This window comes from Fusicatenibacter sp. (assembly GCF_977045365.1).
Map to the genome: position 1 here is coordinate 1 of NZ_CDRRUH010000031.1, position 19,572 is coordinate 19,572.

General features: G+C 46.8%; 19 protein-coding genes and 1 other RNA gene. 1 reads left to right on the top strand and 19 read right to left on the bottom strand.

The annotated features are described in order from the left end of the window. The 10 genes from ACY2VW_RS08230 to ACY2VW_RS08275 form a co-directional block, all read right to left on the bottom strand. On the bottom strand, positions 1-1,003 hold a 1,003-nt coding region (locus ACY2VW_RS08230; RefSeq protein ID WP_461877732.1), incomplete at its 3' end, for an ABC transporter permease. 24 nt (positions 1,004-1,027) lie between these two features. After that, positions 1,028-1,693, bottom strand: coding sequence for an ABC transporter ATP-binding protein (locus tag ACY2VW_RS08235; RefSeq protein WP_055226876.1), 666 nt, complete (start codon positions 1,691-1,693; stop codon positions 1,028-1,030). 21 nt (positions 1,694-1,714) lie between these two features. Beyond that, complete coding sequence (locus tag ACY2VW_RS08240) at positions 1,715-2,260, bottom strand: ATP-binding cassette domain-containing protein (RefSeq protein WP_461877733.1); 546 nt, start codon at positions 2,258-2,260, stop codon at positions 1,715-1,717. Positions 2,261-2,458: 198 nt separating this feature from the next. Next, entirely contained in the window at positions 2,459-2,971 is a 513-nt protein-coding gene (locus ACY2VW_RS08245) for an ABC transporter transmembrane domain-containing protein (RefSeq protein ID WP_461877734.1), read from the bottom strand. Positions 2,972-2,991: 20 nt separating this feature from the next. Continuing rightward, positions 2,992-3,885 (bottom strand): leucine-rich repeat domain-containing protein, encoded by an 894-nt coding sequence (locus tag ACY2VW_RS08250; RefSeq protein WP_022463281.1) that lies wholly within the window; start codon positions 3,883-3,885, stop codon positions 2,992-2,994. Positions 3,886-3,891: 6 nt separating this feature from the next. Beyond that, the gene (locus ACY2VW_RS08255; RefSeq protein ID WP_022463280.1) at positions 3,892-5,397 is read right to left on the bottom strand and encodes an ABC transporter permease; all 1,506 of its coding nucleotides are present in this window, start codon (positions 5,395-5,397) and stop codon (positions 3,892-3,894) included. Between the two features lie 164 nt (positions 5,398-5,561). Continuing rightward, on the bottom strand, positions 5,562-6,251 hold the full coding sequence (locus tag ACY2VW_RS08260; protein WP_022463279.1) for a S8/S53 family peptidase: 690 nt from the start codon (positions 6,249-6,251) through the stop codon (positions 5,562-5,564). 582 nt (positions 6,252-6,833) lie between these two features. Continuing rightward, a complete protein-coding gene (locus ACY2VW_RS08265; protein WP_461874708.1) occupies positions 6,834-7,523 on the bottom strand; it encodes a CvpA family protein in 690 nt (229 codons plus the stop codon). Between the two features lie 12 nt (positions 7,524-7,535). Beyond that, positions 7,536-8,732 (bottom strand): DUF5711 family protein, encoded by a 1,197-nt coding sequence (locus tag ACY2VW_RS08270; RefSeq protein WP_461877735.1) that lies wholly within the window; start codon positions 8,730-8,732, stop codon positions 7,536-7,538. Positions 8,733-8,820: 88 nt separating this feature from the next. After that, positions 8,821-10,128 carry a LysM peptidoglycan-binding domain-containing protein gene (locus tag ACY2VW_RS08275; RefSeq protein ID WP_461877736.1) on the bottom strand — a complete coding sequence of 436 codons (1,308 nt, stop codon included), beginning with the start codon at positions 10,126-10,128 and terminating at the stop codon, positions 8,821-8,823. Between the two features lie 201 nt (positions 10,129-10,329). Between ACY2VW_RS08275 and yyaC the strand changes: the two genes are divergently transcribed. Then, complete coding sequence (gene yyaC, locus ACY2VW_RS08280; protein WP_022463275.1) at positions 10,330-10,917, top strand: spore protease YyaC; 588 nt, start codon at positions 10,330-10,332, stop codon at positions 10,915-10,917. Positions 10,918-11,008: 91 nt separating this feature from the next. On the opposite strand, the gene ACY2VW_RS08285 is transcribed toward yyaC, so the two are convergent. The 9 genes from ACY2VW_RS08285 to ffs form a co-directional block, all read right to left on the bottom strand. Further along, positions 11,009-11,950 (bottom strand): transketolase family protein, encoded by a 942-nt coding sequence (locus ACY2VW_RS08285; RefSeq protein ID WP_461874705.1) that lies wholly within the window; start codon positions 11,948-11,950, stop codon positions 11,009-11,011. Next, a complete protein-coding gene (locus tag ACY2VW_RS08290; RefSeq protein ID WP_461877737.1) occupies positions 11,938-12,777 on the bottom strand; it encodes a transketolase in 840 nt (279 codons plus the stop codon). Before ACY2VW_RS08290 ends, ACY2VW_RS08285 begins: the two co-directional genes overlap by 13 nt. A gap of 109 nt (positions 12,778-12,886) precedes the next feature. Then, entirely contained in the window at positions 12,887-13,540 is a 654-nt protein-coding gene (gene fsa, locus ACY2VW_RS08295; protein WP_022463272.1) for a fructose-6-phosphate aldolase, read from the bottom strand. 280 nt (positions 13,541-13,820) lie between these two features. Continuing rightward, on the bottom strand, positions 13,821-14,924 hold the full coding sequence (locus ACY2VW_RS08300) for a LacI family DNA-binding transcriptional regulator (RefSeq protein ID WP_022463271.1): 1,104 nt from the start codon (positions 14,922-14,924) through the stop codon (positions 13,821-13,823). 2 nt (positions 14,925-14,926) lie between these two features. Then, entirely contained in the window at positions 14,927-15,523 is a 597-nt protein-coding gene (gene recR, locus ACY2VW_RS08305) for a recombination mediator RecR (protein WP_022463270.1), read from the bottom strand. Then, positions 15,523-15,876 (bottom strand): YbaB/EbfC family nucleoid-associated protein, encoded by a 354-nt coding sequence (locus ACY2VW_RS08310; protein WP_022463269.1) that lies wholly within the window; start codon positions 15,874-15,876, stop codon positions 15,523-15,525. The genes recR and ACY2VW_RS08310 overlap by 1 nt, the downstream gene beginning before the upstream one ends. Positions 15,877-15,909: 33 nt before the next feature. Then, positions 15,910-17,559: a DNA polymerase III subunit gamma/tau gene (gene dnaX / locus ACY2VW_RS08315; protein ID WP_461877738.1), complete on the bottom strand. Its 1,650-nt coding sequence runs from the start codon at positions 17,557-17,559 to the stop codon at positions 15,910-15,912. A 143-nt stretch (positions 17,560-17,702) separates the two neighbouring features. After that, on the bottom strand, positions 17,703-18,782 hold the full coding sequence (locus ACY2VW_RS08320; RefSeq protein WP_055219285.1) for a 6-phosphofructokinase: 1,080 nt from the start codon (positions 18,780-18,782) through the stop codon (positions 17,703-17,705). Positions 18,783-18,976: 194 nt separating this feature from the next. Continuing rightward, positions 18,977-19,239, bottom strand: an RNA gene (ffs, locus tag ACY2VW_RS08325) — signal recognition particle sRNA large type. Positions 19,240-19,572: the final 333 nt, after the last annotated feature.

Here is a 19,572-nt window from a genome sequence, read left to right on the forward strand (position 1 = left end):
ATTCCATCAACATCTGCAGCATAATCCGCATCTTTGTTTCTCCAACAGAAAGAAGAATGCCAATCTCAAACATGCGATCCCGCAAATTCATAAGAATCAAAAAACTTAATGTGATAGTTCCAAGGATCACGGAAACTATCACCATGAGATTCGAAATCCCTGCCAGGCTCTTCAGGCTGTCGGCCACCGCTTTATAAGCTGAAACATTTACCGTATAGTCCATATCATATTCTTCTTTGATATATTCCGGCATTTTTTTCGCATCTTCAGCAAACGCTCTTCCTTCTTCCGGGTCCTTCAACTGCAATGTAATTTCTTTTACATTATCATTTTCATTCATCTCATAAACTGGTGTATCCAGGGTATAGATAGCATTTGCTGGGTTATTATATACCGCATTTCCACTGTAAGCTGCCTCGTTCGTACTGTAAATACCACTGATTTTAAATGTATACCGCTCCTTTGTGTATGGTGAAAGAACAGCTATGGTATCTCCTATTCCCAGTCCATTCCGTTCCGCAATCCCATCACTGACTACCGCTTCTTCTGCATTCTGCGGTACATGTCCCGAAATCAGTGTAACTACAGAAGAAACAGAACTAAAATACTCGACAGGATCAGATGATCCCTCCACATAAATATTTTCTGTTCCATTTTCTTCCTGTCCGTCCATAATTTCAGCTGTAAAGTTATCCGCCAGAGCAGCTGTCACCGTATTACAGCTGCCAAACCGAATTCTTTCATCAGCGCAGAGTTCCAAATATTTTTGATGTGAAATCGAATTCACACCGCGCGGCTCTTCACTGTATATCTGACGCTCATTCGATACAAGCACGCTTCCTCCGATGCTCGTCCGAATCTCCCATATCCGTTCCCGACTTGCCGCGCGGATACATAAGCCAAACAGGATCAGGATGGATAAAATCAGGAAACTTAAAAACATCAGAATTGTATTTTTTTTATGATAGGAAATACTGCGAAATGCTCTTTTGATCCAGTTCATAAAAACTTTCCCTCCCCCCCATGTTTAATCCTGCAATTTTTTCTTTTCCAGCCGTACCACCACATCTGCCTCCGCGGCAAATGCTTCCGAATGTGTAACTGCTATTACACATTTCTTATCTTCATGAGCCAGCTCTTTGAAAATTTTCACAATGCCAGCCGCCGTATCAACGTCCAGATTTCCCGTCGGCTCATCCGCAAGAATCACCTCTGCATTTGTCGAAATCGCACGCGCAATCGCTACGCGCTGCTGTTCGCCTCCTGAAAGTTTATTGATATTGCGGTTCATCTGATCTTCTGTAATTCCCATTCGTGTCAGAAGTTCCCGCGCCCGTTCTTTTTTGTTTTTAATCGGATTTGACGTAATTTCCATTGCCGCCAGCACATTCTCCAGCGGGGTCAGATAAGGCAGCAGATTATACGCCTGAAACACAATTCCAATCTTGCTGTTTCGATATCTTGTATAGCCAATTTCCCGGATATCTTTTCCTTCAAAGCACACGCAGCCGCTCTTAGGTTCTTCCAGCGCACCCGCCAAAGTCAGCGTCGTTGTTTTCCCCGATCCAGAAGGACCAACAATCGTGTAAAGAGTACCCTTCTCAAATGAATAGCTGGCTTTATCCAAAATATCAATTCTCTTTCCGCCGCTCTCGTAAAAATAGCTTACCTCTTTTAATTCCAGTTCTGCCATATTGTTCCTTTCTACTATAATCTAGTCGCCTCTACATTTTTCCAGTTTATCATAATGATGTGTAATAAAAATCACAGATTTTTCCGGCATTTCTTCTGTTATAATTTTATAAAGATATTCATTGGCTTCTACATCAAATCCACTGGACGCTTCATCAAAAAGCATAACCGGCGCATCTTTCAATAGTGCCCGTGCAACCACAAGCTTTTGTCTTTCTCCTCCTGAAAGAAATGCTCCATCATCTCCTATTTGTGTTTTTTCTTTTTCTGGAAAACGTTGCAAGTATTTTTTCACGCCACTTTTCCTTAGTACCTCATTCAGTTTTTGTCTGTCTGCTTTCCCCTCCAAATCTATATTCTGCACAATGTCCCCCAAAAACAACGCTGATTTCTGACTCACAACAGAAAAAAGGCTTCGGTATTCTGATAATTTTAGCACTTTTATATTTTCACCATTACATAAAATTTCTCCTTCTTCCGATTCATAAAATCGTAATAGTAATTCCAAAATTGTTGATTTTCCACTTCCATTTTTTTCCAATAATAGCCACTTTTTCTCCCGGCTCAAGTTTAAAAGATACTTTCTTTAACACTTCCCTATCCTTTGTATACTGAAATCTCACATTTTTAAATTCTAATATTGGCGAAATCTCTTTTTCCACTCTTTTACTTCCACTTCGTTCCTCTTCCATATTCAAAAATGTATAAAGTCGTTCAGCGGACGGTTTGACACTTGCAAAATGCATACGCAGATCAATTAAACTATTTACCGGTCTTGTAACATAAACAGTTCAGGACTCAACAGCATAAGTCCAGCAAGTCCACTAATTACACGAAAAACATACGAAAAGCTCATCACTACATATCTATCTGTCATAGACGCAACCTGAGATACATCGCATTGTAACATTTGCACTATTTCCATACTATTTTTCATTTGAAAATAATGTTTTTTTAAATGCAATAATTTTCGAAATACATTGCAATACAAGTTCTTATAGAATGAATTATGTATTTCTGCAAAAGTTTTTGCCTGCACAACTTCAATCATTAAATATACCAGCACACAAACAAATAAACCGGCTACTCCATTAACAATTTGGGGCATATTTTTTTCGAGTATTCCGATGTCTGTGTTCTGTTTTATCAATAATGGTTGCAGAAATACAGTTACTGTAGAAACAATAGTGCTTATACTCAAAATACCTATTTCTTTTTTATATTTGAGTAACTCTTTTAAAAAATATAAACATTTATTATTCTCTATTATTTTCTTCATTGTTCACAAATATAATATTTTTAATCCTTTAAGCAAACACTGATTCCTATTAGTCCAACCATACACACCCCAAGAAATATGTCCATCCAGACTATTTTCCCACTTTGCTTTTCTCCACTCGAAGGAGCCTTAAAAAATACTTTTTCAAAGCCTGTATCATTTTTATCAAAATATTTTTGTCCTATAACCTCTTCTTTCGTTTCATTCTCCTTCTTCTCAAGCCAATACTGGATCGAAATTTCCTGCATTTCTTCACCACCATATTCGGCTCTTTGATTATCTTTTGCAAGTTCTTCCGCTATTTTTCCGCCAAAAATCTTCATCGCACTATCTTGACTTTCTTCATAGGGTTTTCCAGCTCCCAAAAATAAAAATTGTCCTACTTTCTCCACGCTATCTGGAATCCGTATTTTTGACAAAGAAGAGCAATACATAAAGGCATTATCACCAATGCTCTCTAAACCATCATAAAAATAAATCTGTGTGATTCTAGTTCCCTGAAATGCGCTTTTTCCTACCTTTTTTAGTGTTTTTGGCATTACAATGCTGATAAACCCAGCAGTTGTATCACTGTACTGACCATCTTCCGCAAAGGCAGATTCCCCGATTTCAACAATGCCTTCGGATATCTGCACTGCCCGAAGATCCGTTTTTCTCAAAAAGCAGGAATCTCCGATTCTCGTCACTTCTTTCCCACCTACTTCTTTCGGTGTGACAATCACGCTTTCCGTCCCGATATAGTTTCGTAAAGTTACAGTTTCATCTTCTTCCACGCTATACTGGTAATCTCCCTCTTGGAGCCAGTCTGCCTGTAGCGAAACCTGTGTCGTTCCAGATTCCACTGCAAAAACGTCTTCCCGCCATACCAGCACCAGAACCATCGCTACGATCATTATCATTCTTTTTTTCTTCATGAACACCTACTTTCTGTCCAGCAATATAGATGCCGGGCTTTCTCTAGTTATTTTGCCGACTTGCAGAATTAATATCAAAAGGAAAAGATCTAAAATACCAAGAATCATCCCCGTCATGATTTTCCAGTTCCACTCAATGGACAAATCCGTATCAACAGTTACTCCCGTTGATTCATACGCAGCTATTTCGCTTGTCGGGAGCGCGTTTTTAATATTTCCCGACAGATCTTCATTTTCCTGCTCCACTTTCTCAGCCTGATTCGAAATCATCCGATCTGCGAAATACTCTGCTGTTGGTGTCGCACACAGCGCCGCAAAAACCAGGGCAATCAAAACCGGAACCAAATTCTCCAAAACGAACTGTCCTAAAATCCTTTTTCTGTGTTCCCCCATCGAAAGTAAAATTCCAATCTCACGTTTTCGCCCTTTGACTGACAGGCTGGTCAGAATGCCGAACAGTAAAATTCCGGCAGTCACAAATCCTACGATCATATATCCTATCAGACGATTCAATTTTTCAACAGGTTTCGCAACCATCTCATACCATTCCTTGTTTCGAATCAACTGATAGGACCATTCTCCAGATTCCAAATCCTGCTGTGATATTACCATTGGCTTTACGCTGGAACGTATTCCATTTTCATCGGTCTGTACAACATCATCCACACTTCCTATTTTTATTTTGTTTTTTGTTTCTTCTATGAATGGTTCAACTGATTTTGTATCTTTCAAATAGACCGTAACTGTATTAAATCCCACATTTTGAATTTTTAATGCTTTCATAGAATACTCACAGAAAATATCCAGTGGAATAAAAATTAAATTATTGTGCCAGTCATTCACAACGGAATCGGACTGATAAACCTCTGGAGTTCTGTAAATGCCTCGAATTTTGAAACTAATTTCTTCCGGGGCACTTACTTTATAGTATTCGATCGTTCCCTGCTCCATTTTATATTTAACAGTATCGCCCACATGGAGATGATTTTTTTCGGCGTATTTTTCTCCTACCACAGCTTCATATTTGCCCCGTTCTCCGTAGCTCAGTCCGCTTCCTTCCACAATCCTGTAACCCTTTGCCAGAAAATAGGTATCGTATGCGCAGTCCAGTGTTCCAACAGCCGTCATCGTATACATGCCTGAATCTTTCAGATAACCTTTTAGGCGCTGTTGTGTCTCCTCGCTGATATATGTTTCCGTATCCACCGGATCAAGCCAATATGTTCCCGCTTCCATGGTGTACCCCTGAACATAATTGCTGTCAATGAACTTTTCTACGATTGCGGACGGGATCGCATATACAGTACATGATTTTCCAGCTTCTCCCTCGGCCGGCCCGCGCAGAGTAATAGAGTTGGCCAATGTTTCCTGTGCTCTTTTCACTTTATTTCCACTTGCAATTCCAATCATCAGCATAGAAAATATCGCCAGGAAAAGTACTAAAAACAGTATGATATACATCAATGTTTTCGCAGGAGTACTTCTTAATTTTCTGCTTGCTCTTTTCAACATATTCTTTCTTCCCCCTATATATTTCAAAATGCGACAAGCTTATGTTTAATTTTCAAGTGTCCAAATAATCCTATCGCTCAATTTTTCTATTTGAGAATCACTTTTAATATCAACAACTGATATTTTTTTCAAATGCTCAAAATCCCTTTCCTTGTCAATTAATTTTAAAAAACACATCTTTTTTTGTTCAAAACTCGCGACCACGCTTTATTATTCACAATCCCATTCCATTCCAATTCTTTTTCATAGATACATTTGTTTATATGATTCATAATAAATTTTTTTGCATCTTGGTATGAACCTTTTTTATTTTTCCTTAAATAACATATCAAAAGCACAGTAATAATCGGAGCTGCAAAACTATTTGATTTGTATTCTTTCCCAACAATCTTCTTTAAAACGTCATCAAAATTTAACTGTATCGAATTCATTTCCGAAAAAGGAAATGATTTAGACACCGAAATTTCTTTTTCCTGCAATTTAGCAATATAATTTCTTACCCCGAAAACCCCATCAAAGCATGCCGGCCATGTAGGAAAGTTTGTATTTGATAGCGCTGCACATAATATCATTTTATTAGAAACCATTTGTTTTATAATATTTTCTATCTTTTTTGCATCTATATAATTTGTTGTTCCAACACTCATATGCACAAGTTTTATCTTTTCTTTTAAGCACCATTCTAACGCCGCTTTGAATGAATCAATGCTACCTCTTTCCCCTGTTTCCATAATTTTTATAGAGATAAATTCTACCTCTGGGCAAAAATATTTGATGATACTATAACACTTATCGCCATGTGTTAGTTTATATCTCTTTCTAAACAGATTATCTTTTTTTTCAGAATTGCACAAAACAACTTTTTTATTCTCATCAACATAGTATTCATTCTCACTCAGAAACAGCCCCCTGCTGTCCCGTCATCTATAATTACATATTTTCCATCGTTTCTTTATTTTTCATATGCAAATAGTCTTGTTCAGCTTTTCTTTTTCGTCTACATACTTACATTATATCTATATTTCTTCTTTTTTCAATGTGATTTTTGTACATATTTTCAGTTTTATTCATTATAAATTCACATAAATATTTTTTTCACAAAAACATGTAATTTTTTTTATATAAATACGTATATTTATAGATATTTCTTTTCATATCAGTTCAACCCCCATATTTTCCACAACTCTCAACTTTTTCCACTAATATCCTATTTGTTCTTTCATTTCCATTCTTATCCCCTTCTATCTAGCAGATTCTTCCGCTCTCAACTTCAGAGAAAAAGCGGTCGGTCTCCGCCCCACCCAAATCACAGCCCCGCGCCCCGGCACGTTACTCTCCTTCATACGGCATCCACCGCCCACACGCCGACCGTTTTTTCTCGTCCAACTCCCCACGTAAAAAAACGGCCCCACCAGGAACCGTTTTTCTCTCATCTTTTACAATACATTCTTCAATAACAGCAATACCGGATTGTTTTCCCTCAGCCATGCGAGTGCCGGATCGCCCTGGATCTGCTTCATGCATACATTCCCCCAGTGTGTCGCCTGAAAGCAGTACACCACCGCAAAGAAAATCCAGATCCACAGCACCGCACGCACGACACCAAGTCCTGCTCCTCCCATGCGGTTCAAAAAGCTGATCCCCGGAATCTCCGCAATCAATTCCACAATTTTCACTGCAATCGTCACGAAAACAACGGCCAGCACCAGCGTCAGAAAGAAAGCAATCCCTTTCATAATCTTTTCGGATACTGCCGTCGCCGCATAGGACGCCAGACTGTGCAGCTGCTCCTCCTGGTACTCCTGCACTGCATCACTTCCGAGAATCTGGTTCACCAGCTCCTCCGGTACGCCCATGCTCTCCAGCCATTTCTTCTGCACATCCTGGTTTTCCCCCGACAGAAATTCATTGTTTTCAAATGTCTCTAAACATTTCTTCTCCACATACTGCGGCAGCGTTGTCCGCTCATTCAGCACATCCGTCACATACGGATTCATCCAGATCGCCAGTCCTGTCACCAGAATCAGGGACACCATGGACAGCACTGTCCGGACCAGCCCCTTTCGATATCCAGCCAGCGCGGAAAGAATACACACCGCAAGTAATACGTATCTCAGCCAATTCATGTTTTTCTTCTCCTATTTCAGCCGGATCATCGAAACGCCGTCCTCCTCCGCGAGCAGATACCGGTTCTGCCCCATGCCGAGGATCTCGTGAATCTGTGCTTCGCTGACCACTCCGCTGTACTTCTTTCTTCCATTTAAGGTATATACACACAGCTCCTGCCGGTTCGTCAGCAGAATCTGTTTTTCTTCTATCTGAAGGTTCTGGTAATAGAAATCCATATTTTCATCCGCAAGCTGTTTTCCTTTCAGATTGTAGATTTTCATCCGGTACGGATGATCGTCACTCTCCCCGCGCAGAACCAGAACCACGCGGTCGTCTGCATACGCGCAGCTTAAAATTTCTCCATCTTCTGATACGCTCACTGTCTCTTTCGGCTTGCTCGTTCCTTCATAGACGCGAAAGCCATTATCAAAAAAGGCAACCCAGGAGGATGTTCCCGCGGTTTCAATCTGCGGGCACAGCATATCGGTGTAGCTCGATGAACTTGCAAGGTTGTCCACCAGATCCTCGCCCCTGCTTCCGAAATTGTAGAAAGCGACCTGTGATTTCATCTTGCCGCCGTCTTCGTAAGCGTAGGAAACCGCCATCCAGAGTCCGTCCGAAGAAAGCGAGAGATCCATTGGATATCCCGGACTGTCCATGTTCGGGTGGGAGGAGGCGATCTCCGTTCCATCGGTATTATAGTATTTAATCCAGCTATCCCCGTTATTTTCCAGAATCGCCGCAACGACACCCTGGCCTGCAACGGATGCTTTCACGATCGGATACGACGCGGTAATTTCGCCGGCCTTTCCATCGGCATCGTATACAACAATTTTGGTTCCGTTTTTATCATAAATGGCAATTGCATCGCCGCAGGATATCATCTGCGGATTTTCCATGGTATAATGATCGCTCCAGATGGTCTGATTTTTCCGGTCGCGCAGTTCGATGCCGTCGATACCGTAGCGCACGATCTTATTTCCGGATTTCTGAAACATATACGTATCGGTATCCTCGGTCTCTGTTGCCTGTACCGTGTCGTATCCCTGAAAAGTACGCAGCTGAAGCCATACCCCTGTACCGATTCCGGCTGCGAGAATGGCTCCCGCAAGGATTCCGACGGTGATCCGGCGTCTGCGTTTTCTTTTTCTGTTTTCTGCTTTATACTCCTCAAGATCCCGGACTTTTGCTCCGTTCTCCTGTTCTTCTCTGTTTTTTCCGTCCATTTTCATTCCCCTTATGTTCTTTTCGGACTTATTTTCTGCCGCCCTTTTGGCCGCAGTTTGATTCCGCTCTAGTGTACCATATTTTTCTCTATTTTGGGAGGTATATTTTCTGCCCCGCATATATGAGATCTTCCACCGCGATCTGGTTCAGTTCGCAGATATCTTTCACTCTGCTCATCGTTCCGTAATATCTCTCACTGATTTTCGAGAGGCTGTCCCCCTTCTGTACGGTGTACTCCTGCCAGACCTGCGCGGCGGTTTCTGCCGTCTCACTGCCGGAAGCAGTTCCCGGGGCGGACGATGGCTCTGCTCCCGGTGCTGGATCTGTCTGCGCCGTACCGGTATTGTTCTCCGCTGCACCAGTCTGCTCCCCGCCGGATGTGCTTTGCTCTCCGCTGCCTGCCGGATCCGTTCCGGATAAATTCTGCTCCTCACTTACCGCCGCGCTCCCGCTCTCATTTTCCGTTTCCAGTTCCGTTCCTGTGCTTTCCGGTGCCGAAGTATTTTCCTCTGTGTTTCCCTCTTCCGCCGCTGACGCTTCCGCTGCACTCTCCGCCGTCTGTGTCTTCTCTCCCTGTACGTTTCCCGCCACTGCTACCGTCTGCTCCTTAGTTTTCCCCGGAAACGGCAGTGCATCTCCGTATTTCTGCGTCACCGTCACAAGAAGCGCCGCAGCCGCACACGCCGTCATCGCATAGAGGATCGGCTTTCTGTGATCATGCTCCGCCTCCTCCCCGCTCTTTTCCTCAATCATCTTCCGAAAATCGCTGACAGCGCGGTCAGGTACACTCTCTCCGTTTTCGATCGACCGGTTCTGATTCTGATCGATCAGATACGACTGCATCGGCTCATTCTTTTCATAATAAATGTAAAATCCTCCCGTGCTCCGCAGGGTGCCGCCCTCGTACGTATAGAAGGTTTCCTCTTTTTCCTGCCCGTTCACGCGGAACAGCGTTTTGTCGTTTCCGCCGAAGTGATTCAGATGTGTTCGGATGATCTGCTCGTTCAGATCCTCGCCGTATCCCGGAAGGGAAAGTGCCCAGCCGAGGATCTGCTGGTTTTTGAAATATTTTTCCATCACATCGTGGACTTCCGTCCATACCGCATCATCGAAGACCAGGTGATCCGGAGCCGGCTCCATCGTATGAATCGCGGCCGCACTGCGGATAAAGAAGTAAGAAATTCCATCCGCCCACTTAAATTCGCCGAACAGCATCGCCGCACGCCCTTCCGGTGCGGAAAAATATTTTTTCAGAAAGGTTCCGACATAATCTTCCAGATAAATCCGCTCCCTGCCGTTCGTATCCCCGACCTGGCGGATATTTTTCGGCAGATGAAAGTATCCCTCGTTGCCGTTCGCCTGCTCTTTGTTTTCTTTATAGACAATCTCAATCATGCTTTTCACCCCTTTTTTGCCTACTTTATCACGGATGTTCCGCGAAAAAGATCGTTTTGGGGCAGGGCTGTCACGGTTTTTTCCGACTGTTTTCCCGTTTTTCTGCGCCGGAGGGCATGTCATGTTTTTTTCACTGCAGGAATAGTTTATACCATATACGGTTAAACTGTGGATGATTCTTCTGAAAGGCAGGTACCGGTCATGTTTCGAAAAAAAGACGCCGAAGTTTACTACATCAATGAGCGAAGCCGCAGCGCCAGCGAAGAGCTGGCGTCGCTGTTTTCTTACTGCATTCAAAAGGACGGACGCATGTTCCGTGAACTGGTATTTCTCTGCATCGGAAGCGACCGGATCACCGGGGATTCCTTAGGCCCGCTGATCGGGTACCAGCTTTCGCCGTACTGCAGCCGCGTTTTTCATGTCTACGGAACTCTGGATGACCCGGTGCACGCCCTGAATCTGCCGGACCGGATTTCGTACATCCATTCCCGCCACCCGGAGGCACTGCTCGTTGCGATCGATGCTTCGCTTGGTTCGCGGCGTCATCAGGGATACATCACGATCGGAAACGGGGCGATCCGGCCGGGCGCGGGGGCAGGGAAGACGCTGCCCGAGGTCGGGGATATTTTTATCACAGGCATTGTGAATGTATCGGGCAGTTTTGAACAGCTTCTTCTGCAGACAACCAGGCTTGCCACGATTTTCCATATGGCGGAATCCATCTCGCAGGGAATCCTGCTCGCCTGCCGGGAACTTGAGGCGGCCGGGACAAGCGAACTTCTGCTTTAAGAAAAACTGCAGACAACAAAACAGGCAGAGACTGCACCGTTTTCTGGTATGGCCTCTGCCTGTTTTCTTTTGTCATTTATTTCGAAAAATCTTATTTACAGAACTCTTTTACCTGCTCGTAAACGCCCTCGCCGTCGAGTTTGTATTTTGCAAGAAGAGCGACTGCCGGGCCGGACTCTCCGAAGACGTCCTGTACACCGATTTTCTTCACCGGAACCGGGCATTTCTCTGCCAGTGCGTCGCAGACTGCGCTTCCAAGTCCTCCGATCACGGAGTGCTCTTCTACGGTTACGACTTTACCGGTCTCTTTTGCTGCTGCAACGATCAGCTCCTCATCCAGCGGTTTGATGGTGTGGATGTTGATGACTTTTGCATCGATGCCGTCAGCGGCAAGTTTTTCTGCTGCTTCCAGAGCGGAGCTTACGCAAAGTCCGGTTGCAACGATGGTCAGGTCCTTGCCCTCACGGAGAACAACGCCTTTTCCGAGCTCAAATTTGTAGTCCGGTCTGTCGTTGATGACTGGTGCTGCCAGACGTCCGAAACGAAGGTAAACCGGTCCGTTGTATTCATAAGCTGCTTTGACGCATGCTTTTGCTTCTACATCATCTGCCGGGTTCAGGATGACCATGCCCGGAATGGTCCTCATCAGGGCGATATCCTCGTTGCACTGATGGGTTGCACCGTCTTCTCCTACGGAGATTCCGGCATGGGTAGCACCGATTTTTACGTTCAGATGCGGATATCCGATGGAGTTGCGCACCTGCTCAAACGCACGGCCTGCTGCAAACATCGCGAATGTGCTTGCGAACGGAACGATGCCTGTGGTGGAAAGACCGGCAGCGATTCCCATCATATTACATTCTGCGATACCACAGTCGATGTGGCGGTCCGGATATGCTTTTTTGAACACACCGGTCTTGGTTGCTGCTGCAAGGTCAGCGTCGAGTACGATCAGATTGTCATGCTCTGCGCCAAGCTCAACCAGTGCATTACCATAGCTTTCTCTTGTTGCAATTTTCTTTACTTCTGACATAACGCTTCACCTGCCTTTTCCAGTTCTGCCATAGCAATTGCGTACTCTTCATCGTTCGGAGCTTTTCCGTGCCAGCCTACCTGGTTCTCCATGAAGGAAACGCCTTTTCCTTTTACGGTCTTTGTGATGATGGCGGTCGGCATGCCTGTTACGGCACGTGCCTCATCAAATGCAGCTTTCAGCTGATCGAAATCGTTGCCGTCTGCTACGTTGATTACGTGGAAGTTGAATGCCTCGAATTTTTTGTCGATCGGGTACGGACTGTTGACATCTGCTACGTTTCCGTCGATCTGAAGTCCGTTGTTGTCTACGATCACAACGAGGTTGTCCAGATGTTTTGCTCCGGCAAACATCGCTGCCTCCCAGACCTGTCCTTCCTGGATTTCACCATCTCCCAGAAGGGTATAAACACGAAATGCCTTGTTCTGCAGTTTTGCACCGAGTGCCATTCCGACTGCTGCAGAAATTCCCTGTCCGAGGGAACCACTCGACATATCAACACCCGGGATATGCTTCATATCCGGATGTCCCTGCAGATAGGAGCCAAGGTGGCGAAGAGTCAGCAGGTCTTCTTTCGGGAAATAACCTTTTTCAGCCAGTGCTGCATACAGTCCCGGCGCTGTGTGGCCTTTCGAAAGCACAAAACGATCGCGGTCCGGATCTTTTGGATTTTTCGGGTCCACATTCATTTCTTCAAAATACAGATACGTGAAAATATCGGCTGCAGACAGAGATCCGCCCGGATGGCCGGCCTTTGCTGCATGAACGCCGCTGACGATCCCTTTGCGGATCTCATTGGCCGTCTTCTGAAGTTCTAACTTGTTCATGTCTTTTCTCCTTGTTTAGTTGGATCGGAATCAAAAGCTGGAAATATCGCTATTGTTCACTTTGTTCACAATACCATATTTCCAGCTTTTATGCAATCATGTTTAGCTCTTATTCGCCGAATACAGCTTTGTAGTCAGCCTGGAATTTTGCGATTCCGGCGTCGGTCAGAGGATGTTTGGTCATCTGTACGATTACATTGTATGGAACAGTTGCAATGTCTGCACCAGCCAGTGCGCAGTCGGTTACGTGGATCGGGTTGCGGACGCTTGCTGCGATGATCTCGGTGTCGATGCCGGCTACGTCGAAGATCTCAACGATTTCACGGATCAGATCAACGCCGCGGGTGCTGATGTCATCGAGTCTTCCAAGGAATGGGGAAACATAAGTTGCACCTGCTCTTGCAGCCAGAAGTGCCTGGTTTGCGGAGAAGATCAGGGTTACGTTTGTCTTGATGCCCTCTGCGCTCAGAACTTTAACAGCTTTGAGTCCTTCTACGGTCATCGGGATTTTAACAACCATGTTTGGATGGATGGCTGCGATCTCACGGCCTTCTTTGATCATGCCTTCTGCATCTGTTGTGGTAGCTTTTACCTCGCCGCTGATCGGTCCGTCTACGATCTCGGTGATCTCTTTGATGACCTCTTTGAAGTCACGTCCTTCTTTTGCGATCAGGGACGGGTTGGTGGTAACGCCGCAGATAACACCCATGTCGTTTGCTTTTTTAATGTCCTCTACTTTTGCTGTGTCGATGAAAAATCTCATGTTGTTTTTCCTCCCATATTCATACTTTCGTAAGGTTTCGGGGCCTGTTGTTTTCCGCAGAACGGCTCCGTTTTTCTGTTATCTCCAGTATAGATATGTTTGGTTTTTCCGTCAAGTCGGTCTCATTTTTATTAATTAATTTTATTATTTATAAATACTATTTTATAAATTACTCCGGCGGATTTTTTCTCATTTTTTCCGGTTTTTCCTTTTCTTTGTGTTTTCCCGGTTTGCGTCGGAGCTGTTTTATTCAAAATTATTAATAATAATTTCAGCCGTCCTATTTATTTTTTAATTTTTCGGTTCTTGCATACGAAGTGCTGCGCCGCACGATCAGTTTCGGCTCATACTCAACATGATACGTGCTTAAGGGTTCATTGCCGTCCTGGCTTTCCCGAAGAGACTGGATTTTCCGCAGGATGATATCGCACGCATCGCGGCCCTTCAATGGCACATAGTGGTCGATCGTCGTCAGGGAAATCGAGCGGAAGCTGGAATAGACGGTGTTGTCACATCCCACTACGGAAATATCCGCCGGAATGCGCAGTTTGCTCTCGAGCACGGCGTCCATGATCCCGAACGCGATCATATCATTCATGCCGACGATTGCCGTAAGGTTCTTGTCCTCCCGCAGCAGTTCCTTTGTCAGATAATAGCCCATCTTGTACTCAGAATCCATGCTCGGGATCACCTCGTCGAGGTCCTCATCCGCCGATTTGACGATCACGCCGTCGCCGTATCCTGCCTCCTCAAACTCGCGCACAAAGCCCTCCACGCGTTTCAGGCGCTGGCCCTGTTTGGAAGTCAGCGGAGGTGAAACAAACGCCACATGCCGGTGTCCCAGTTCCAGCAGGTGGCGTGCCATCAGCCTGCCGGGTTTTGCATTGTTCAGCTCGACCGCATCAATTTCCAGCAGCTCTTCTCGGTTGTTGATGATGACAAGCGGAATCTCCGCGGCCAGCTCCTCCACTTTTTCCTTGCAGCTTCTGCTCGGATTGCAGGTGTAGATAATGCCGCGCGGGCGCACACTCTTCATCATCCGAAGATAATTCTCTTCGATTTTCAGGTCCCTCTGCGTATTGCAGACAAAGACCCCGTAATTCTTCTCTTTTGCAACTTCTTCGATGCCGTGCAGCAGCATCACATAGTAAGGATTCGTCAGCGTCGGACAGAAGACGACGATCAGCTTGTTGCCGTTCGACTCTCTTCTCATCTTCCGCCGCGGAATCTGGTAGCCCAGCTCTTTTGCCGCCGCCTCCACTTTTTCCACCGTTTCCCGCGAGAATGAAACGTTTTCTCTCCGGTTCAGGATCATGGAGACCGTCGCCTGGGATACGCCTGAGGCTGCCGCGACATCGCTGGATGTCACTTTTTTTCTGCCCATAATTACAGCTCCGTTCTGCCCTCTAACGCACGCAGAAGAGTAACTTCGTCAATATTTTCCAGATCGCCGCCCACCGGAACGCCGCTCGCAATCCGCGTCACCTTGATACCGGTCGGTTTGATCAGCTTGCTGATGTACATGGCCGTTGTCTCGCCCTCCAGGCTGGAGTTTGTTGCGACGATCACCTCTGAAACATCGCCCTGAAGACGCTGCATCAGCTCTTTTAACCGGATGTCGTCCGGCCCGATTCCCAGCATCGGGGAGATGGCCCCGTGCAGGACGTGGTAAACGCCGTCGTATTTTCCGGTTTTTTCATATGCCGCAAGATCCTGCGTCGTCTCCACCACCATGATCACACTGTGGTCGCGCTTGACATTTGCGCAGATCGGGCACAGCTCTTTGTCGGTCAGGGTCTGGCAGCACTTGCAGTACTGGACGTGGGATTTTGCTTCTGTGATCGAATCGGCCAGCCGTTTTGCCTGGTCGGCCGGCATATTCATAATATGAAAGGCCAGTCGCTGTGCGGTTTTCACACCGATGCCAGGCAGATGGGACAGCTGCTCGATCAGCTGATTGATGTATCCGCTGTAGTAATCCATCAGAACGGGAATCCTCCGCCCATGCTGCCGAGTCCGCCGGCAAGTTTGCCCATAGCTTTGGCTGCCTCGTCCTCAACTTTGCGCAGTGCTTCGTTGGTTGCTGCCATGATCAGATCCTCGAGCATTTCTACGTCGTCCGGATCTACGGCATCTTCGCTGATTTTAACTTTGGTTACTTCTTTTTTACCGGAAATGGTTACTTCTACGGCTCCGCCGCCTGCTGTCGCAGTGAACTCTTTCTCCTCGAGTGCTTTCTGGTTCTCTTCCATCTGCTTCTGCATTTTCTGAGCCTGCTTCATCAGATTGTTCATGTTGCCCGGCATTCCTCCCGGGAATCCTCCTCTTTTTGCCATGGGTAATATCCTCCTGAAAAATTTGTTTTTAATCTATTCTTCCCCGTCGTCGAAGTCGCTCTCGTCGTCCTCCTCGACCGGGATTCCATGAATCGCCTGCGTCAGTGCATCATCCACGGAAATCGTGGAGAGCGCGGCGTTTGCATGCTGGTCTGCTAAGATGAGCTGGACCTCTACGGTTTTTCCAGTCATCTGTTCAATAATGGTACGGATCTCGTCGGCTGCCTCCGGCCGCTCAACGTAGATGGATGCGAGCTGGTCTGCAAACTCAACAAACAGTTTGGCGTCGCCCGTCTCGCTGTTGTATTTCGGAACGGCGCTCTGCAGAAACTGGCGGAACATGCCGCTTGTCTGGCCGACGATTGCCTTCCAGGACGCGCTGATACGCTGTAAATCCGCCGGTGCGGCTTTCACTGGTGCCGGTGCACTCTGCGGTGTTTCTGCCGCCGCATAGCCGTCTCCGGCCGCTCCGGAGCCTCCTGCACTGCCGTTTCCTGCTCCCGGTGCATTTGTCACCATCATCGGGATTCCGCGCTCCATTTTTTCTTCGAGAATCCTAAGCCGCTCCAGCACGGATTCGAGGTTCTGCTCCATCTGCGGTTTGCAGAGTTTGACGAGCGCCACCTCAACGAGCACGCGCTTCTGCGCCGCATAGCGGAGCTGGCCGGAGAGCTCGGATAAAACGCGGATATAGTGGATCAGCGTCTCATCGTCTACCATCGTGCTCTCTTCTTTTAAGAGCTTCAGGTTTTCTGTAGAGACGTCGAGCAGTTCTTCGGTTTCATCTGCGCTTTTTACCAACAGCAGATTCCGCAGATACCACGTAAAGTCGGTAACGAACTGTCCCAGCTCTTTTCCGCGGTTTAAAAGGGTTTCCAGCGTGCGGATGCTTCCCGTTACATCCCCGGCGAGAATCGTACGGAGCATCTGGCTGAAGATTTCGGTATCAACGGTTCCGAGAACTTCAAGGACTTTATCGTACGTCAGCTTCTGCCCGAGGTAGAAGGCGATGCACTGGTCCAGGAGGCTTAACGCGTCTCGCATGGAGCCGTCGCCCGCCTTTGCGACGTAGCGGATGGCTTTTTCTTCGACGTCCACGCCCTCTTTTTCCATCAGTTCACTAAGACGCGCCGCGATGGTGTCGATCGTGATGCGGCGGAAATCGTACCGCTGGCATCTGGAAAGGATCGTCACCGGGATTTTGTTTACCTCTGTGGTCGCCAGAATGAAGATGACATAGGACGGCGGCTCCTCCAGGGTTTTTAAGAGTGCATTGAACGCTCCGGTAGAAAGCATATGCACCTCGTCGATGATATAGACTTTATACCGTCCCTGTGTCGGCCGGTAGGCTACCTCCTCACGGATTTCACGGATGTTGTCGACACCGTTGTTCGATGCCGCGTCGATCTCGATGACGTTCGTGGAAACGCCTGCCAGAATCGCCTTACACGTCGGACATTCGTTGCACGGACTTCCGTCCACTGGATGTTCGCAGTTGACCGAGCGGGCGAGAATCTTGGCGATCGTCGTTTTTCCTGTTCCGCGGGTTCCGCAGAACAGGTACGCATGACCGATGCGGTCCGCGCGGATCTGATTTTTTAATGTTGTTACAATGTGATCCTGTCCTTTTACATCCTCAAAGGTGGAAGGACGAAATTTTCGGTACAGAGCAGTATAGCTCATAAAATTTTTCTCCTTTTATTGCATCGGCATGGAAGCCTGCCGCCGGCAGTTTCTTTTGGACAGCAGTGCAACAGAAGAACGGAGACCTTGTTCTTCTTGCTTTAAGGCCTCCGTTCTTTTTCCTTGCCTTTTTCGGGAACGCATCAATCGCCGAAGCTGATTCCCATCCGTTTTGCCTGCAGGACTTCCTGTGCATTCGGATCTACGGTCTTTAATTTTCCGGCGCACTCGCCCAGCGGAATTTTCTTTACTTTTCCGTTGACCATTCCGACCATGTAGCCGTACTGTTTGTCCAGAATAAGCTGTGCTGCCTCGGATCCAAGTCTTGTGGAAAGGACACGGTCATACGGACACGGGCTGCCGCCTCGCTGCATATGGCCCGGTACGGTGACACGGATTTCCATGCCTGTCTTTGCCTCGATCTCTTCTGCGATCTTGTAGGATACGGACGGGTATTTCTTTGCGATTTCTTCCTGACGTTTTTTCAGCTCTTTCTTCGGAAGTGCTGCGTCTTCTTTTGCAATTGCACCCTCGGCAACGGCAAGAATGGTGAATCCGCTTCCGCGTTCTTTTCTCTTATTGATGGCTTCGCATACTTTGTCGATATCGTATGGGATTTCCGGGATCAGGATGACGTCTGCGCCGCTTGCGATTCCGGCGTACAGGGTCAGCCAGCCTACTTTATGGCCCATGACTTCCACGATGAAGACTCTCTGGTGTGAGGATGCTGTCGTGTGGATGCAGTCGATCGCATCGGATGCAATATTGACGGCACTGTAGAAACCGAAAGTCATATCCGTTCCGTAGATATCATTATCGATGGTTTTCGGAAGATGGATAATATTCAGTCCTTCCTCTCTCAAGAGGTTTGCTGTTTTCTGGGTTCCGTTTCCGCCAAGAATGACAAGGCAGTCCAGAAGGAGCTTGTGGTAGGTATGCTTCATTGCTTCCACTTTGTCCAGACCGTTTGCATCCGGGGTACGCATCAGCTTAAATGGCTGACGTGAGGTTCCGAGAATGGTTCCTCCCTGTGTTAATATACCGGAAAAATCTTTTGCACTGAGCATGCGGTAATCGCTGTAGATGAGGCCTTTATAGCCGTTCATGAATCCGTATACTTCGAGATCTTTTACATTGTTTGCAAGGCCTTTTACGACTCCGCGCATGGTCGCATTTAATGCCTGGCAGTCTCCGCCGCTTGTTAACAGACCAATTCTTAACATATGACTTTTCCCATCCTGTTCTTTATTAGATTTTCACGACTGCTTCTTGTTTCTTGGCAGTATTATGGAATGTTTACATTATACCCTATTTTTTTCGTTCTCACAATAGTTCGGGGGAAGAAAGCGCGGGAGTTTCTATTTTTTGTACGAAAAAAGGAAGTCTGGGGTTCAGGCTTCCTTGGATTTTCTTTTTTATGCGCGCCGCACTTCGAACTCACACCACAAACGTTACTCCTACAGCCTACTCGGCCCAGGCACCCTCACGGCACACAGGAGATTCCACTTAGTGCTGCTGCATTCCTGCCCTGACACGGTTCATGGAGTCCTGTTGCGTAAGACCCAGACGTCAACGTCACTTATAGAAGGCAGCTTCGCAATGAAAAAGCCCTCGGATTGGCATCACCCCCGCTGTAGCGGATTGCGGGTACAGGGCACCGCTATCTCCCCGGCTGCGCATTGTTTAGTATACGGGATTTCGGGCGGAATGTCAAGGATTTTGTGGTGGGCGGACGGAAGCAGCGTGCGGCCCGGCGGCTCTGTGGGGGAAACGTGCGGTTTCGGGAGGCAGGAAGTTCTAAGTGTGCAGGAAATTGCTAAAAGCAGAAAGGGGCTCCGGCAACTCGCTGCGCTCAGACAGTACCTGCGCCCCTTTCTAACGCAATTTTCTGCGCACTAAGAACTTGCAGCCTCCCTGCAAATGCACGTTTCCCCCACAGAGCCGCCGGGCCGCACGCTACTTCCTGACCTTGATGAACGTGAGGTGGGGAGGGCTCGCTTCGCATTGCCCTTG

Excerpts from the sequence above, each read along its gene's own strand:
- ACY2VW_RS08235 (WP_055226876.1), bottom strand. The coding sequence starts at position 1,693 with ATGGCAGAACTGGAATTAAAAGAGGTAAGCTATTTTTACGAGAGCGGC.
- ACY2VW_RS08245 (WP_461877734.1), bottom strand. The coding sequence starts at position 2,971 with ATGAAGAAAATAATAGAGAATAATAAATGTTTATATTTTTTAAAAGAG.
- ACY2VW_RS08250 (WP_022463281.1), bottom strand. The coding sequence starts at position 3,885 with ATGAAGAAAAAAAGAATGATAATGATCGTAGCGATGGTTCTGGTGCTG.
- ACY2VW_RS08255 (WP_022463280.1), bottom strand. The coding sequence starts at position 5,397 with ATGTTGAAAAGAGCAAGCAGAAAATTAAGAAGTACTCCTGCGAAAACA.
- ACY2VW_RS08265 (WP_461874708.1), bottom strand. The coding sequence starts at position 7,523 with ATGAATTGGCTGAGATACGTATTACTTGCGGTGTGTATTCTTTCCGCG.
- ACY2VW_RS08270 (WP_461877735.1), bottom strand. The coding sequence starts at position 8,732 with ATGGACGGAAAAAACAGAGAAGAACAGGAGAACGGAGCAAAAGTCCGG.
- ACY2VW_RS08275 (WP_461877736.1), bottom strand. The coding sequence starts at position 10,128 with ATGATTGAGATTGTCTATAAAGAAAACAAAGAGCAGGCGAACGGCAAC.
- yyaC (WP_022463275.1), top strand. The coding sequence starts at position 10,330 with ATGTTTCGAAAAAAAGACGCCGAAGTTTACTACATCAATGAGCGAAGC.
- ACY2VW_RS08285 (WP_461874705.1), bottom strand. The coding sequence starts at position 11,950 with ATGTCAGAAGTAAAGAAAATTGCAACAAGAGAAAGCTATGGTAATGCA.
- ACY2VW_RS08290 (WP_461877737.1), bottom strand. The coding sequence starts at position 12,777 with ATGAACAAGTTAGAACTTCAGAAGACGGCCAATGAGATCCGCAAAGGG.
- fsa (WP_022463272.1), bottom strand. The coding sequence starts at position 13,540 with ATGAGATTTTTCATCGACACAGCAAAAGTAGAGGACATTAAAAAAGCA.
- ACY2VW_RS08300 (WP_022463271.1), bottom strand. The coding sequence starts at position 14,924 with ATGGGCAGAAAAAAAGTGACATCCAGCGATGTCGCGGCAGCCTCAGGC.
- recR (WP_022463270.1), bottom strand. The coding sequence starts at position 15,523 with ATGGATTACTACAGCGGATACATCAATCAGCTGATCGAGCAGCTGTCC.
- ACY2VW_RS08310 (WP_022463269.1), bottom strand. The coding sequence starts at position 15,876 with ATGGCAAAAAGAGGAGGATTCCCGGGAGGAATGCCGGGCAACATGAAC.
- dnaX (WP_461877738.1), bottom strand. The coding sequence starts at position 17,559 with ATGAGCTATACTGCTCTGTACCGAAAATTTCGTCCTTCCACCTTTGAG.
- ACY2VW_RS08320 (WP_055219285.1), bottom strand. The coding sequence starts at position 18,782 with ATGTTAAGAATTGGTCTGTTAACAAGCGGCGGAGACTGCCAGGCATTA.